The 16,230-nt window shown below is 61.3% G+C and carries 13 protein-coding genes and 3 pseudogenes; 1 reads left to right on the forward strand and 15 read right to left on the reverse strand.

Annotated features, from left to right (window positions below; genetic code table 11):
• Positions 1-78: 78 nt before the first annotated feature.
• The 7 genes and pseudogenes from OYT95_RS42060 to OYT95_RS42080 form a co-directional block, all read right to left on the reverse strand.
• Positions 79-1,110, reverse strand: coding sequence for an aminotransferase class I/II-fold pyridoxal phosphate-dependent enzyme (locus OYT95_RS42060; RefSeq protein WP_255221590.1), 1,032 nt, complete (start codon positions 1,108-1,110; stop codon positions 79-81).
• Positions 1,111-1,218: 108 nt separating this feature from the next.
• Positions 1,219-1,413: pseudogene (locus tag OYT95_RS44940) on the reverse strand (GntR family transcriptional regulator); the annotation flags it as partial.
• Between the two features lie 253 nt (positions 1,414-1,666).
• A pseudogene (locus OYT95_RS44945) lies at positions 1,667-1,978 on the reverse strand (transposase); the annotation flags it as partial.
• 54 nt (positions 1,979-2,032) lie between these two features.
• A complete protein-coding gene (locus tag OYT95_RS42065; RefSeq protein ID WP_081792473.1) occupies positions 2,033-2,500 on the reverse strand; it encodes a hypothetical protein in 468 nt (155 codons plus the stop codon).
• A 10-nt stretch (positions 2,501-2,510) separates the two neighbouring features.
• Positions 2,511-3,299: pseudogene (locus OYT95_RS42070) on the reverse strand (IS110 family transposase); the annotation flags it as partial.
• A gap of 549 nt (positions 3,300-3,848) precedes the next feature.
• Entirely contained in the window at positions 3,849-4,889 is a 1,041-nt protein-coding gene (locus OYT95_RS42075) for an LLM class flavin-dependent oxidoreductase (protein ID WP_037235727.1), read from the reverse strand.
• Between the two features lie 80 nt (positions 4,890-4,969).
• A complete protein-coding gene (locus OYT95_RS42080; RefSeq protein WP_231914093.1) occupies positions 4,970-5,275 on the reverse strand; it encodes an ArsR/SmtB family transcription factor in 306 nt (101 codons plus the stop codon).
• Between the two features lie 177 nt (positions 5,276-5,452).
• On the opposite strand from OYT95_RS42080, the gene OYT95_RS42085 reads away from it, so the two are divergent.
• Positions 5,453-6,724: an MFS transporter gene (locus OYT95_RS42085; RefSeq protein WP_063748250.1), complete on the forward strand. Its 1,272-nt coding sequence runs from the start codon at positions 5,453-5,455 to the stop codon at positions 6,722-6,724.
• A gap of 1,232 nt (positions 6,725-7,956) precedes the next feature.
• On the opposite strand, the gene OYT95_RS42090 is transcribed toward OYT95_RS42085, so the two are convergent.
• The 8 genes from OYT95_RS42090 to OYT95_RS42125 all read right to left on the reverse strand — a co-directional run bounded on the left by OYT95_RS42090 (position 7,957) and on the right by OYT95_RS42125 (position 16,198).
• A complete protein-coding gene (locus OYT95_RS42090) occupies positions 7,957-8,253 on the reverse strand; it encodes a WhiB family transcriptional regulator (RefSeq protein WP_081792488.1) in 297 nt (98 codons plus the stop codon).
• 533 nt (positions 8,254-8,786) lie between these two features.
• Complete coding sequence (locus OYT95_RS42095) at positions 8,787-9,647, reverse strand: fumarylacetoacetate hydrolase family protein (RefSeq protein ID WP_037235718.1); 861 nt, start codon at positions 9,645-9,647, stop codon at positions 8,787-8,789.
• 188 nt (positions 9,648-9,835) lie between these two features.
• Positions 9,836-10,375, reverse strand: coding sequence for a YbhB/YbcL family Raf kinase inhibitor-like protein (locus tag OYT95_RS42100; RefSeq protein ID WP_037235715.1), 540 nt, complete (start codon positions 10,373-10,375; stop codon positions 9,836-9,838).
• Positions 10,376-10,525: 150 nt separating this feature from the next.
• Entirely contained in the window at positions 10,526-11,512 is a 987-nt protein-coding gene (locus OYT95_RS42105; protein ID WP_217999447.1) for an alpha/beta hydrolase, read from the reverse strand.
• 123 nt (positions 11,513-11,635) lie between these two features.
• Positions 11,636-12,664 carry an NAD(P)-dependent alcohol dehydrogenase gene (locus OYT95_RS42110; RefSeq protein WP_268792474.1) on the reverse strand — a complete coding sequence of 343 codons (1,029 nt, stop codon included), beginning with the start codon at positions 12,662-12,664 and terminating at the stop codon, positions 11,636-11,638.
• A gap of 84 nt (positions 12,665-12,748) precedes the next feature.
• On the reverse strand, positions 12,749-14,089 hold the full coding sequence (locus tag OYT95_RS42115) for an MFS transporter (protein ID WP_268793295.1): 1,341 nt from the start codon (positions 14,087-14,089) through the stop codon (positions 12,749-12,751).
• Entirely contained in the window at positions 14,089-14,508 is a 420-nt protein-coding gene (locus OYT95_RS42120; protein ID WP_037235705.1) for a RidA family protein, read from the reverse strand. The genes OYT95_RS42115 and OYT95_RS42120 overlap by 1 nt, the downstream gene beginning before the upstream one ends.
• Positions 14,509-14,575: 67 nt before the next feature.
• Positions 14,576-16,198: an FAD-dependent monooxygenase gene (locus OYT95_RS42125; RefSeq protein ID WP_037235702.1), complete on the reverse strand. Its 1,623-nt coding sequence runs from the start codon at positions 16,196-16,198 to the stop codon at positions 14,576-14,578.
• Between the last annotated feature and the right edge of the window lie 32 nt (positions 16,199-16,230).

Genomic DNA, 16,230 nt, shown 5'->3' on the forward strand with positions numbered 1-16,230 from the left:
CGGGTGACACCGAAACGGTCAGTGTGCCCTCACACCTGTCAACGACGGTTGGAAACTTTCCGGCCGTCGTTGGCGACGCTAAGCGAGGTACTCGCGATTTCTGCTGCACGACGCTTCTGCAATCCTTGTCGCCAGCTCTTCGGCGAGCTCGTCTTCGTCGGGCAACTGCGGAATCGCCACTCGCAGCAGTGCGCGTGAGTGCTTGCCGATGAAGGACTTGCTACCAGAGCCGACCACAATTCCTTTCCGAGCCAGACTGATGAGGGCCGAGTTTTCATCGGAGACCTCGACCCACAGCACGAGGCTGTTGTCACCGGCCTGGGCCCGCAATCCTTGGCGTGCGAGCGCGTTGATCAATCGTTCGCGTCGTGTCCGGTACTTGTCCCGTGCCGCTGCCACCGCGAATTTGGCCTCGTCACTGTTGATCAGGTGTGCCAGTGTGTTCTGCAAGATTCGACTGTTCATAGCGACCCCGTGAGTTCGCTTGTCAATGATGGCCGCGACGAGCTGCTCACTTCCACCAATCACACAGGTGCGGATATCGATGCCGTATGCCTTGCAGTAGCTGCGAACGCGAACGGTGTGGTCGGGCAGGAACGGTCCCAGCGAGGCCGCTTGGCGGACGGCCAACGGGCCGACGCCATCATCTTCGATGATCCACGGTCGAGTGGGTGAATTCATCAGCACGCGCGCCAGGTCGGCGGCCCGAGCAGTGCTCAACGAGCCCTCCATCGCGTACGACCCCTCCGGCTGCAGTACGAGAGCGACAGGTTCGAGCTCGAGCGCTTCCTGAAGCGATCGAATGAGGGGGCCTTCGGAGTCGCGGCAGAGGCCGACGGGCTGAATGTTCAACTCGGACAGCGTATCGAGGAAGCCGGGCATTGCGGGTTCTTCGATGGCCACTACGCCGCCTGCCGAGGCGGCCGCCTCGGTGGCCAATATCAACCCTTCCGAACCCCCGCCCGCTGCCGTCCAGGCCTGCGCCTGGAAGGGCCAGTGGGCTTGCACGGCGGAGAGTAAAGGCTCGGTGATGTACTCGCGACCAGGTCGATTCAGCTCATGAGACGAACTCAACCCCGCAAGCAAGGCTGCAGAAAGGTCGGGCTGCATTGCATAGTCGGGGCTTCCAGACAGTAGATCGCGCGCAGACCAGTCGACACTCCCGTGCGCGCCAGACTCATTTCGTATAGAAGGTCCGGCGCCAAGCACCATCGTTCCGCCGCGTCGGCGGGTCTCAACGAAACCGTCTCGCCGCAGAGTGCTCCACGCCGCGACGATAGTTCCTGTACTCACGCCGCACACATGCGCGACCTGACGAACAGTCGGCAGTCTGGAGCCTGGCCGCAAAGTACCGTCGTGGATCAAACTCGCGACGGCTCGGCCCACGGTTTCCGCGGTTCGAGGGCCCGTCATCCCTTCGAGGGCGGATATTATCTGCGCCTGGTCGTCTGCCACTCTCCACACCAGCCGTTCTTTGTTTCTGGTCAATGTGCGATATGTTCATCGTACCTCTCGGTATTGATTTGGCAGGGTGCCGGTCCGCCCGATCGATCGTGTGGCGCCTCGAACCCCAAGGATCGCGAACCGGTCCAGGCGCGCGCGACGGGTGTATAAGGTACTGCGGAGCGATGACAGGGTCGTGCCCGATTTCCGCAAGAATCCACGCTCACGCTGCAGTTTCGAGTACGGCTCCCTCAATGGGTGCTGGGACATCGGCAGATCGGACACTATTCGCCCGTGCCCACCGCGGTGTGCCTCCCTCAGATCCTTGGGCGGACCGCTCTCGCCTTGGCGTGCCGCTCGGGCCGAAGTCTCCGCCGTCGCGTCGACGGCACCGATCGGGCGGTGGATGGGCACGGGATTTGCTCATGGACTTGCCGGCCGACTGGTGGGTCTGCGGGCAGAACTTCGCCCACGACACCAGATGCGCGGAGGACCGGAATCGGGTCATGTCGATCCCGGTCTCGGAGATCAACTTGGCGGCGGCAACGGTGTTTCACGCCGACGATGCAGGTGGACGTGCCCGCACGCCCTACATGCAGACGATCAGCGAGGCGGGTCGCGTGTCGGGAGAAGGGCTGGTCGCGTCCGCGATCAGCGCGTCGCGTGCGGTTCTCTGGGCGCCGATCTGGTCGCTGTTGTCGAGCATCATCTTCAGAATCGTCGCGTGGTGGTCGGTGAAGAATCCGGGCAGCGCCTCTTCGAGTTGGTCGGTCTTCTTCCGCGCACCGCTCTTGGGGGCCAGCGTCCGCGGATCCCGCTCTCTGGCGATCAGGGCTTGCATCATCGCCCGCCTGGATACGCCGTGCAGGTCCGAGAGCACCGACGAGATCTTGATCTGGGGAACTTCGAGTAGCTTTTCGACCCGTTGCTGCTGGCGGGTACGGTCCTGCACCAGGGCACGGCGGTAGCGGGTGAGGTCGCGTAGCCGGCGGATCTCGGTCGGCTGCACCAGCGACGGCGGGCACATGCCACGCTCGACCACCTTCGCCAGCCACACCGCGCCGGCCCGAGCGGGAGGTGCCCGAGGGCGACTCGGTGGGCACCAGTCCCAGGTAGGCGCCGATCGAGCGGCCGGTCAGCCGGTGCCAGTCCCCGATCTCGACCGCCAGCCCGAACGCGGTCAACGTGGACACTCCCGCAGGCACCCGAGCCGGGTCACCACCGGGGTGTAGGCGCTGTCGGCGGCCATCCGGGTGATCGCGGCATCCAAACGGTCGCGTCGGCCGAGGGCGGCGAGCGTGGTGTCGTGCGCGGTCTCGTAGGCCAACTGCAGACCGGGCTCATCGAAATGCTGGCTGCGCAGCCAGGTGTCGTGCACTCGTCCACGCCGCACTAGACGCTCCCTTGCCGCAGAAGAAGTTTCGACAGCCTGTGCCGAGCCGCCATCAGATCTCGGCGCACGTCCTCACGGGCGCGCACCAGATCCCGGGCGGCCTTCTGTGCCACGCTCGGGACCGTAACCGGGTTGATCTGATCGAGGTACAGCAATCTCGCCAGAGCCGTGCATTTCGCACATCGGTCTTGACCCGATCTCCGGACGGGCGCTGCAGCTTCGAGGGTGCGGCCACCAGACACTCGATGCCGACCGTGTTCAGGAAACGGGCCAGCCCGAACCCGGTGGGCCCGGCCTCGTACGTCGCCTTCACCGGATCCGGCAACGACCGGATCCACTTGAGTATGTCGCGATGATCGGGCGCAAATCGGCGCTCGAGCAGCTCACCGGTCCGCCCGTCGAGGCCGCACGCGACGACCGATCGTGGGTATACATCCAATCCGACGCTCGTACGCTGTTTCATTGCTGGGGCCTCGCACATCTTGTGGCTCTACCGGCCAGGACCCATTTCCTGTCGGCAACCTACGTTCACATGTGGAGTGGCCCCCGCCAATACCCTCATACTGTCCAACTCGCCCCGTCCCGAGTATCTGCCTGATCCCGTTCGACGGGTGATCAGCGTCGGTCGTCGGCGAGGAACACCACTTCCACCGTCTACTGGCTGGCGATCGTCTCGTATGAAGATCGACGACACTATCGCCCGCAGTCGTACGCTCGACAACACCACAATGCCCAGAAGTGGCACAGTCAGGTTGGTAGTTGCGTCATGACGCTAGCGGCTTCAAAAGCGCAGTACCGGGCTGCTGGTCAGGCGGTGAAATTCGCTGGACTTCGGCACCCTGACTACTGCTTGCCGAACGACTTCGGACGTGCTGTTGCTGAGGCAGAACACCGAAACTGCCTCGGCAACGAGGTAGACCTCGACACCGTGACGCGTTCATGCTGGTGTGCGATTTGGGTGTCGATGGCCGGTCGAGTTCGATAGCCTTTGCGGAGCCTGACTTGTGGGGTATTACGGCGCGTAGGCGAGGTTCGGTTCCCACCCCAGGGCCGGAGCGATGTAATTGGCCACAGTTTGTAGAAGGCGAGCGTTGTAGTCAACACCGAGTTGGTTGGGTACCGTCAGCAGCACCGTATCGGCCGACCGTACCGCCGCGTCAGCGGCAAGCTGCTCGGCAATTCTGTCGGGTTCCCCGACATAGGTTTTGCCGAAGCGGGATCTCAGTCCGTTGAGGACGCCGACCTGGTCCTGTGTGTCCTCGGTGCGTCCACCGAAGTACAGGCGGTCCTCATCCGTTGTGATGGGTAAGACGCTGCGACTGACGGAGATTCGGGGCTCATGTGTGTGGCCGACGTCTTTCCATGTCTGTCGGTAGACATGGATCTGCTCAGCCTGCAGTTCGTCGAACGGAATGCCGGTGTCCTCGCTGAGAAGCGTACTGCTCATCAAGTTCATGCCCTGCTGCGCTGTCCACACTGCAGTTGCCCGTGTCGCCGAGCCCCACCAGATGCGGTCGGCGAGACCGGGGGATTGCGGTTCGATCGCCAGCCCTCGCGAGACTCCCGAAGTCTTGGGGTCTGACATCGTGACGGGCTGTCCCGCAATCGCTGTACGAAACAATTCCGTGTGCGACCGTGCCATGTCAGCGTCTGTTGACCCTTCGGGTGGAATGAATCCGAAGGACTCGTAGCCCCGCAGCGCTGGTTCCTGTGAGCCTCGGCTGATACCTAGTTGGAGCCGACCGGAGCTGATCAGGTCGGCTGCTGCGGCCTGCTCGGCCATGGAGAGCGGGTTCTCGTAACGCATATCGATGATTCCCGTTCCAAGCTCAATGCGCCTGGTGCGGGCAGCCATGGCGGCAAGCAGAGGGAAGGGGCCGGCAAACTGTGGTGCAAAGTGGTGCACACGCACGTAGGCGCCATCAATCCCTATCTCCTCTGCGGCGACTGCCAGCTCGATCGACTGGAGCAGCGCCTCCTGTGCGGTCGTTGTACGAGAGCCGCGGGCGGGCTGATAGTGGCCAAACGACAGGAATCCAATTCTCTTCTTCATTACTGCTCTCCAACTCTGGGCGCACCTCGTTAGGTGCGCTGCGATAGTTCGTCTATAAACTCTGGCGGTGGTCGGGCTGGCTAGTCGGTGTCGGCTCCTGCGACCAGGACATCCAGCAGGCCTGGAAATCGTTGGTCGATGTCGTGCTTCCGCAGTGAGATCGCTTTTCGGTTGCCATAGTCAACCTCTTTGATCAGGCCGGCGTTGCGGAGAATCTTGAAGTGATGCGTCACAGTCTGTTTCGCCAGTGGCATCCCGAACGACTGACACGTTCGCTCGGCGTCCACTGGAAGACGCGCGAGTTCGACGATGACACGTCGTCGGTGTCCGTCGGACAGGGCGCTGAGCACGGTGCCGAGTTCGAGGTCTGCGGTCGCTGGGTGCATGGTCCTCATCTCTCTCCGAAGGTACGACTTGCATCATACCTCTTCGCCTGGTTCACTCTCGAGGTACGACTTACGTCATACCTTAGGAGAGGGTGAATGTCTAACAATGCTCAGCATGTAAGCGGAAATCGGTCAACCTCGATCGTGACACCTGTTGTCCTACTCGCAGTCTTCGTAATGCCTATCAGCATCTCCGGCACAGCCATTGCGCTACCGGCTATCGCGGCTGAGCTCGGCGATTCCCCAGCCGCTCTGCAATGGGTCGTCAATGGGTTCAACATCCCGTTCGCGCTTTTCACCCTTATCTGGGGTGCTGTGGCCGATCGGGTCGGATATAAACGTACCTTCGCGCTCGGTGCGCTGATTAGCCTGGTCGGGTCGGCTCTAAGTGTACTTGCGTCACACTTGCTGATCTTGGACGCAGGTCGCTTGCTCGCGGGAGTTGGCGGAGCGGCAATCGTGACTGGTGGAACCGCGTTGCTGTCCACAACACACTCGGGAGCAAAGCGGGCCAAAGCATTTGCGCTACTCGGTACCGTTGTGGGCCTCGGCTTGGCGACTGGACCCACCATCTCAGGGGGTCTGGTGGCCCTTGTGGGATGGCGAGGAGTCTTCGCCACCGCCGGTGTCATTTCTATCACGGCGGTCATTGCCAGCGTCGTTCTTCCGGCAGACGCCGTGTCAGTCGCGCGTGAACGTGGGAAGGCGATCGACTTTTCCCCCCTGCGCAACAGGTACTTCCTGTCCATAGCCTTGGTTCCAGTTGCTGTCGCACTCGGGTACGTGCCGATCTTGACTTACCTCCCGGTAGCTCTCAGTGCGGTCTCGGGAATGGACGCAGGCCGCGCAGGTCTGCTCATGTTGCCTCTGACTGTGCCGGTACTGATCGCACCCGCCCTCGCCTCGATGCTCGTTCACCGAGTTCAGTCGATCACGCCGATGATCATTTTCAATGTCGCAATGGCAGCACTGGTGGTCGGCGATCTCGGCCTTCTCGTTCTCGGGCCCGAACGTCCTGTGCAACTACTTGTCCTACCCATGCTCCTTCTCGGATTTGGATTCGGTCTTCCCTTGGGGCTGATCGATGCGGAAGCGTTGGCGGCCGTGCCGACGAACAAGAGCGGTGCCGCAGCAGGAGTGCTTAACTTCCTACGACTGGGCAGCGAAGCTGTCGTCGTCGCAGCGTATGCCGCGTTCATGACCGCGCTGTTGGTTGCTGGAGTCGACAATTCGACCGACGCGCACCGTGCGGCGGCAGGATGGGACGGGGCAAGTAGCGCCTACGCAGCCGCGTTCCATCTGGTCGTGATTGCCATGTCAGTGCTGACGCTGATCCTTGCAACCCTGATCAACCTGTTGCATCGGTCTCACCGTCGGCGGGGTGGTGGAACTGCCCAGCGGCAGCAACTGGATGGCGACCCGGACATCGCGACAGTCAGCGTTTCGTAATAGCAGGACACCACGACCCTGCAGGCCCACATCCAGTACGCGATCCTGCCCTTAACGGCGCCAACAGCCGTGGTGAAGAAGACATAGACGTTGTTGGCGTTGACGTGCTCGGACCTCCCGAAGAATCAACGCCGACAACGTCAATGCCGTAACTACGGGAGCTCGGAAGCCAGCCGAAATCCGCGACTTCTGCGACTTGTCTCCAGATGCAAACGTATGATGTCACATTCTTTGTCGGGAACGTGATTCTTATCGCGGCTGTATCTCCAGTCGGGTGGGAATCGAGCCGTGCGTCTGGTCCGGGAGCAACCGTGGTGGCGAGACGATCTGCACAATCGCCGAGCAGATGGCGCTGTATGCAGCGATGGGGTGGATGCCGGCAGTGTCGGTGTCGAGCCATCGTGGCGGAAGAACGCCGGCCTGGACAAGACCGGCGAAATGCTCAAGGCCACAACGCCGTCCCCGGCGCGGGTGTACTTACCGGCGATGGAAGTGATCTTCCGTTTCGTCGCCGATCACCGCAATAGGTTTGGCGTCGCACCGATCTGTCGGATCGCACCGAGCGCAGGTGCGCGATCGCTCAGACAGTCTGCTGCCCTCGGCGCATGCGCTCGCTATGCGGTGTAAGAGCCGCCATCACCGCAGTCCTTCTCGTACTTCGCCGAGCTCGACTAGCATGGTCAGGCCCGGAGGGAGACCCTGCATGGGTCGTTGAAGATGGGGCCATCAACGCGGGTGTCGAGTTGGCCATCCGTCGGTGTCCGGCACCGAGAAGTACTTCTTCGAAGTCTGGACCGGTAGCAGTTGCCGCTGTCGGTCACCAACCACTGAATCCGACCCGACGGCACGGATGGTGAAGAATACTCGCGGTCGATGCGCGAATATGATAGCGAACTATTCCTTTTCGTCGTTGAGCGCTGGCAGCAGTCGGTTTATGGCGTGGTGTCGAGGAACGATCGTCGAGTCCGAGCTGGCCAGACTCGCGCTATCGGCTCACTTACTTCGATGTGCACCCACGGGAGGTCACCATCTCGGCATCGCGATACCGTCTGGTGTGGCAGCGTTCGACGAGGCGGCGGCTCGCAGGGGAACGGGCTTTGTGTGGGTAATTGACGGGTCCTTCTTCGACGCAGACGAGTCTGGTGGTTCTTCTCATCTTGCCGTCGGGTAAGCCCCGCCCCGTCACGGAGACACTCCGCCGCGGTGGCCACAAACGTCATGACCCGCACCAGCTAGCTGGGGGATCCCTTGTCCCGGCGATCCCGTTCGGAGGTCCCACCCCAAACACCGTGGTATTCGCGAAAAGACAGAGCGTGGGTGCGGCACTCCGCACGGACAGGGCAGTCGGCGCAGATTTGCTTCGCGCTTCGCTCCCGGCGGATTCGTTCGCCATGTCCTTCTCCCTCACGAGGGAAGAAGAGGTCTGTTCCAAGTCGACGGCATTGTGCTTTGAGCTGCCACGCCCATACGTCGGTGAGCGGACGTAACGCCTTCGCGTCGTGGACCTCAGTAGAGGTGATTGGTGTCATGTGGACCAATTGCTAAAGAGTTTGTCATTGAATTGAGCGATCGAGTTCGACCGTGTCTGGTGTTCCAAGTGATCGAATCAGAACGCTGTCATTGGACTCAAAAGTATCCCGGACATCGCCGCTCGAACGGCAACCCGCTTGAATGAACGATTCCGATGCGAGGTGTCGTTGACCCTTCGTATCCGGGATTGTGGGTGTCTGATCAAGACTTTCGCACGGGGACAGCGAGGCACGGGAGGTCCCTGGCCGCCGAATGCGGGGAAGGCTAGCAGGAGCGCATCGCGGAGCTAATGTGTGAATCGCTATCCGCCCCGTCGGAACTTGGCGGCGGGGCGGATAGGCGAGACAATAAAGGTGGCGAAAGTCCGAAGGTCGCCGCACAATGCTGGCGTGTAGCTCATTCAAGCGACTAAGTCGGGCGGTCGTCGTTGTAGGCCGAATCTATCGGTCACACGGATCGCGTCAAGTATCCGCGGGACCGATAGATGAGGGATTTGGAAGGTGCGCGGCACCGGTCCTCAGGGCACTAAGAATCAGCCAACGCCTTCGCGTGTGCTGGTAAACGTGTGGACCATTTCACCGATACCTTCGATGCGGGTGCGGACTGTATCGCCGGAAGCTAGGTAGCGGGCGGGGGTTCGTCCCATGCCGACTCCGGCTGGAGTGCCGGTGAAGATCAGATCGCCAGGGTAGAGGGTGCAAATTGAGGAGATAGTCTCGATGAGGGCCGGAACGGGGAGGAGCATTTGTCCGGTGTTGCCGTCCTGGACTAGGTCATCGTTGACCCAGCATTGAAGGCGTAGCGGAGTGTCCAACGTGAGTTCGTTGACGGTGACCAACTCGGGTCCGGTCGGGCCGAAACCTGGGTAGCTCTTGCCGAGCGAGAACTGCGGCGGCGTCCCGCTCATTTGCACGTCGCGGTCGCTGAAGTCCTGACCGACGGTCACGCCGGCGACGTGCTGCCACGCGTTCGTGGCCGCAACATTTCGTGCTTCGTGACTGATAACGACGACCATTTCCACTTCCCAGTCAACGGACGGTCCAGTGAGAGTGATCTCTCCGGTGGGCCCGATCAGGGAACTGGTGAACTTTGTAAATACCGAGGGAACGCCTGGTGCGGCGTGGAGACCGGTCTCGGTGGCGTGGTCGGCGTAGTTGAGGCCGATGGCGAAGACCTGACTCGGACGGGGTACCGGCGCCTGGAGATCTTCGGTTCGGTAGGGGCTGGTCGGACCCGTGGGATCTACACGCTCCGCCCAGGCGCAGAATTCTGGCCACCGGGTGAAGAGGTCCATTGGATCGGGACCGAACTCAGAGTTGCTGGCCTTGGCGATGTCTATTGCGCCCTCTGGTTTCAGTAGGTGGGCGCGTCCGTTCAAGTTGGCGAGGCGCATTCAATGTTCCTGTGAGTGGGAGATCGTTGGGGTGCGGAAAAGCAACGCTTGTTGACCCGCATGCTCGTCGATCAGGGAAAATGGAGCAAGACGTTTGGAACCGTGGTTGCCAGGTTGGGGCGCTTGGGTGCGCTGTGAGCAACCGGCTGAAAAAGGATTGTTCCGGAGTCGGATCGCCGGAGTCGGCCTTAGCCCTTCGTCTCGGCGGTTGCGGTCAACACCGCACGCCCGAGGATGTGGCTGGCGATGTTGAATCCGAGGAACGCGGGCGACGTGCTCGGGTCGACGCCGATTGACTCTACGTCCAGGGCATGGATGACGATGAAGTAGCGATGCGGTCCGTGTCCGGCCGGAGGAGCGCCGCCAATGAATCGTGCTGCTCGCGCGTCATTGGGGATCTGAATCGAGCCCGAAGGTAGGAGATCGCCGGTACCGTTTCCTGCGTCGGTGGCCAGTTCGGTGACCGAGGCGGGAATATCTGTGACCGCCCAGTGCCAGAAGCCGGAACCGGTTGGCGCGTCTGGGTCGTATACCGTCACTGCATAGCTCTTCGTTTCGTCTGGTGCACCGGTCCAGGACAGCTGCGGTGAAATGTCCTGGCCGCCTGAAATTCCGAAGATGCCGGACAGCTGCGCAAGCGGAAGTGGCTGTCCCTCCACGATATCCTTGCTGGTTACAGTAAAGCTCGGGACTGGTGGCAATCCCGCGAACGGATCGTTCTCGGACATGGATCTCTCTCTCGAGTCGTCGGTTACCGGCGTGGGCATATCGGCCTGCCGGATGGGATAATGCGATCGGAAACTAGCGGCGCGGTGGCGGTGTCGAGTAGTCCCGCTTGCCTCGGTGCCGGATTGTTCGGGACGTTCGTGCCTGGATAGTCATTGACCAGGTCGGTCTTTGGACGGACTAGGTGTTGTCGACGAGATCGGAGTGTTCTGTTCCCACACCGAGTGCAGGAACTTGACCGCTGATTCGACGACCGGCGGCGTGCTGAAGACAGGATCCGCGTGGTTCGCACCGGCCACGATGTTCATGAGGGAGCTGCCGCCCTCGGCGAGAATGGTCTCGTGTAGTCGTGTGCTCTGCCGCAGTCCGCAGCGTTGGTCGGCGTCGCCATGGCTGAGGTGGGTCGGTGGCAGGTGAGATGCCCGCCGAGCCGCGCTGGGAACGGAGGCGCCGGCGAGGATGTCCTCGCTTGCGCTCATGGGTGCGCCAAAGAATCGTGAGATGACGTCGATCGCATCGTTGTGTGCGCTTGCAGGTTGGATGGTGTCGCCGACCAGAGTTGCGAAGTCCGTGACCGGATAGTGCAACACTACAGCCGACAGCCGTGCCGTTTGTTTGACGTGATCTCCGATCGGACGGCCGGGAGAGATGTCGTCGCAGAGTGCAGCTCGGGCCATTAGATAGCCCCCAGCCGAGCTGCCCCAACCAGCTATTTGGTCGCTGTGCAAGTTGTAGGTTTCGGCGTTTGCTCGGATCCAGCGAATTGCCGCCAGGACGTCTTCAATGGGTTCGGGGTAACAGACCTCACCCGTAAGGCGGTAGTCGATCGTGGCTACTGCGATTCCCTGGCTGGGCAGTTTCGACCACGGGCCCATTTCCTTGATACCACCGGAAAATCCTCCCCCGTGGGCGTACACGACAACTGGTGTCGGACCGTTGGAGCGGAGAGGAAGATGTAGGTCCAGTGTCAATGGTCGCCAACCGGGTGCAATCGCGTAGCGCAGCCCGAGGTGGGATGTCGCTGCGTCGACGATCTGAACGGGTTTAGGCGCCCAAAGCGCTGGATCTGCAAGGTCCGTCGGTTTCAAGGCGGGAAGTCCACTCTCCGAAGGATGGGGCACTGCGCGAATGGCGGTCAAAGCTCCTCCGATACGGTGGATAGGGGATGAGGGCTATATGAGAGTCGACGCTGGTCGGAACGTATATCGAGTCGCTGGGTATTGCACAGCATTGAGGATTCAGTCCTCAGCGCCGAGGAGCTCTTATGGAACGAGAATTGCGCGGCCTCGTACCCGATCATTGGCGAGGTCTTCGAGAGCTTGTGCGGCTTTCTCTAGTGGGTACTGCTGTGTGTGTAGGGCTACTTTGCCTGCCTCGACTAGTGCCATCAGTTCTACGAGGTCGCTGTAGCTCCCGACACTGTTCCCGACGACGTTCTTCTGCCCTAACACGAAATCAACTGTGGGGATGCGTAGCTCACCGCCGTATCCAATGATGTACTGGGAGCCGCCCGTCGCTGTCATCAGCCAACCATCCTGCTCGGCTCCATGCTCTGCGACGAAGTCGAAGACAACGTTCGCGCCCACCCCATTGGTTAGGTCTTTCACGGCTTGGACGTGATCGCCGTCAGCCAGCACAACCACATCTGCACCGACCTTCTTCGCCAGTTCGAGAGCATCGGGATGGGTGTCGATGGCGATGATTCTGGTCGAGGTGGTCGCGGCCAGGGCCTGGATTCCGATGTGCCCCAAACCGCCGGCGCCCTGCACAACGGCGGTGGTACCCGGATGCAGTAGCGGAATAGCCTTCCGCACTGCGTGGTACGCCGTGATACCGGCGTCGGCCAAGGCGGCTACGTCGGCAGGATTGGTATCGGGGCTGAGTTTGACACAGGCTCGGGCAGTGGTGCGCATGTATTCTGCCATGCCGCCGTCATTGTTAGATACGCCGGGGAAGAAGGCGTCGGTGCACTGCATGTCTCGTCCGGCGCGACAAGCAAGGCACAGACCACAGGACGGTTGGGGGTGAAGAATGACCGTGTCTCCGACCTTGACATTCGTCACGCCCTCGCCGACCTCATGCACCCAGCCGGCGTTCTCATGGCCGATCGTGTAGGGCAGTTGTGGGCCCATGACCTTGTCGAACTGGCCCTCGATGATGTGGAGATCCGTGCGGCAGACTCCGGCGCCGCCGATCTTCACGATCACATCCAGGGGACCCGAGAGTACCGGCTCTGGCACTTCTTCCACGATTGGCTGCTTGTGGTAGTTGTAGAGACGAACGGCTTTCATAGTTCCTGTTCCTCTGGATATGTCGGATGGATCGGTCACAGCCGAATGGTCTGCAGAGCATTGGTATTGCTGTTTTTGCTGTGTTCAGCCGGCCGGCGATCTCACCCCGGCAGCTTCGGTCACAGGGGTGCGCTCCTGTGTGGGGACCGTGACAACGAGGACTACAATTGCGGCGGCAATCATGGGCACGACGAGCAGACCGAACAGAGACCTCGGCGACCATGAGCTGTCGAGCAGCACGCCCGCCAGAATCGGAGCAGTAAGCGCGCCAATTCTGCCGAACGCCATCGCCCATCCGACTCCGGTAGCGCGCACAGGCGCAGGGTATAGCCCGGGTGCGATTGAATTGAGGCCAGCTCCGCTGGCGTTGATGAACATCCCGATAGCGACGGCAGAAATGAGCGCCGCCGTCAACGAATCGAGAGTAAGATTCATCGCCAAGAACGAGAGTCCAGCCCCCACGAAGGCGAGCGCGGTGAGGGTACGACCTGCAACCTTCAGCGCGAGGACCCCGAGTAGCAGCGTTCCCACGAGACCACCGAGATTGAGCAGTACCCCTCCGCTCATGCCCTGCTGCGCCGAGAACCCACTTTGTTCCAGAAGACGCGGCGTCCAACTCGCGGCGAAGTAGAAGCCCGCCATCACGATGAAGTAGGCGATCCACAAGAGGGCGGATCGAATAGCCATGCGACGATTTAAGATATCCCGAGTGGTTCCACGCTGCTCCTTCGACTGTGGGGTCGGGAGTGCAGTGAGGCGCGCCATGTGCATGCGATCGAGTAGTCGATTGACCTTCGCCAGTGAATCCTTCGGCCGGCGATGAAGCAGGTAGTCCAGAGACTCGGGCATGAGGACGGCGACAGTCACTACCAGGACGAAAGTGAGCACGCCGCCCACGATGAAGGGTGCCCGCCAACCATATTCCGAGACGAGAAGTTGAGCGGCAGCGCCACCCAGAATTCCACCCACCGGCAAACCCGTCGCATACAGGGCTATCATGGTTCCCCGCAACCGCTTCGGCGTGAACTCGGTGATGATCACCGGCAGACTGGCCACCGTTCCGCCAATACCGAGGCCAGTAAGCAAACGTGAAAAGCCCAAGTCGACGGGTCCGGTGCTGAGGGACGAGAGGACCATACCGAAGGTGCACAGGGCAAGGCATACGAGTGTTAGTCGACGCCTGCCGACCCGGTCCGCCAGTGGGGCCAGGAACGCCGAACCGAGCGCCATACCCACGAGACCACTGCTCAGCAGCAGACCCACCTCTGACTCGGACAGTGCCCATTCGTCGGCGACCCCTGATGCCGCAAAGGACATCACTAACACATCGAAACCGTCAATGACGTTGATGACTAAACAGATTGCGACAACCGAAATCTGGAAACCGCTCATTTTCGAGCGGTCGATCCTATCCTGAATCAACATCACGGACGGTCCTTCACCCTGAGATGTGCCGTGGCGTCAATTTCCACCAATAGGTCGGGGCGCACCAACCCCTGAACGATGAGCAAGGTGTTCGGCGGGTATTCGCCTTTCGGGTAGTGGGCGGCGAAGAAGGCCTCTCGCGCCGCATAGAACTCAGGGACGCTGTCGCGCGACACGAGATAGGTGACGAATCGCACCACCTCCCGGAGGGAGCCGCCTCGGGAAGCAAGGGCTTTCTGCACGTTCTCGAAAGCGCGATAGGTTTGGCTCGTCACGTCCGGTCCAGCCACAGCGTTGTCCTCGGTGAGACCGCACTGGCCGGCGACGAATACGAGGTCACCTGCGTGTGCGACGTGTGTATACGAGCTCAACGGATCGCCGAGGCCTTTGGGGTTTGCGTATGTCGGCAGGGTAGGCATAGTTCTTCCTCTTGAAGTCAATTGCAGTGGAGCGGAGTTCGGGCTATGCCCGGTATTCTTGATCCTGTTAGGCCGTGACAGCCACTGGATCCTTCGGTGTTAGAGTGCCGCCGGCAAGCACGCGGCCGAGTGCACGGGCTAGTTCAATCTCGGCGCCTGCGTGCTTGGCTCGCCAGGCCACGTGACCGTCGGGCCGCACGAGAACGGCGCCATCAGTTCCGATTTCCAACGGACCCAAAAGGTGCGGCAAACTCTTGACCTCAAGAGGAACTGATGTTGTGGCAATGAGGCTTTCGCCTGCCTGTTGCCACGCTTCGGCGTCGGGCCCGCACACCAGTACGAAAGTCGTGTCGAACCAGTCGATGCTCGATTCGGTCTTGGCGACATCCATCCAGAAGTGGGGAAACCGAGCGCCTGGGCGGTCCGTGGGCCAGTAGCGCTGTGAGTCGTGTTCGGGTACCGGCGTGCCGTCGTCGACGATCGCCCCGTTGGTGTAAATGAAGCCCATTGATTGACCTTCACTGTGGAGTTGTTTGTCCATGTCGACCAGTAGCTCGCGCCAGGCACCTGGGTCTTCGTTTCGGTGCCGGAAGGCTTGGTCCATCTTGTCCATACGCTCCTGATTGCGGACCGCGAACGCCGTGTTTGACTGCGCAACTGGTCGGCGCTCGGACTCGTAGGTGTCGAGTAGCGTGTCGTCGGCGTGGCCCGACAACACGGCCGCCAACTTCCATGCAAGGTTGTGCACGTCTTGGACTCCGGAGTTCAGCCCGTTCCCGCCGGCGGTGGGGAACTGGTGGGCGGCGTCTCCGGCGAGGAAGACTCGACCCTTGCGGAACTGTTTCGCCACTTGGGCGCTCAACTTCCAATTCATCACGTTGATTCGCTTGACATCGAGGTCGGGAATCCCCCACTGTTCGCGAACCATTTCGATCAAGCGAGCCTCGGAGATCGGCTCCTCCCCATCTCGGAGCTTCTGGACCGCGAGCCAGCGATCACCGTCTGGCCCTGTGGCGAGCACGTTGGTTTCTTCCTTCGACGGGTCGCTTGGGCGGACCAGGAATCCGATGGCACTACGCACATGGGGGAGATGACTGACATCGGCGCGGTAGTAGTGGTTGGCCATGAGCGCCATTTGCTCTCGGCCATCCATTTCCACTCCGAGCGCGGAGCGCACCGTGCTGGATGCACCATCGCAGCCGATGAGATATTGAGCTCGAACCTCGTACTCGTCGCCATTGGCGACGCTGCGTAACAGCGCCCGGACGCCGTCGGAATCTTGATCGATGGATACCAGCTCGGTCGATCGAAAGACCTGTGCACCGGGGCGAAGGGACAGTTCGTGATCGAGCGCCTCTTCCACCGCATCCTGGGGCACGATTGATCTAGGAGCCGGTGTGTTCAGGCTGGGTGCGGGTTGCGTGTACGCCACCAGTGGTCCGTTCAGGCTTTCACACCAACAGGCGACGTCGGACTCTTGCGGCAGGCCTGCCCGTCGAATTCGTTCTTCGATGCCCCAAAGGCGGAACTGCTCCATCGTCCGGGCATGACACCCACGGGCCTTGGGATGGGTCGTAGTGGCTGCGCGGCGCTCGGTGAGGAGGCTGTTGATCCCGAAGCGATCAAGGAGCAATGCCATGCTCATCCCCACCGGTCCACCGCCCACTACGAGTACGGGCACATCAATCATCACTTACGTTCCTTTTCGAAGAGGGCATGAAG

The sequence above is a fragment of the Rhodococcus sp. JS3073 genome (assembly GCF_026810085.1).
In the GTDB taxonomy this organism is placed as follows: domain Bacteria; phylum Actinomycetota; class Actinomycetes; order Mycobacteriales; family Mycobacteriaceae; genus Rhodococcus_F; species Rhodococcus_F wratislaviensis.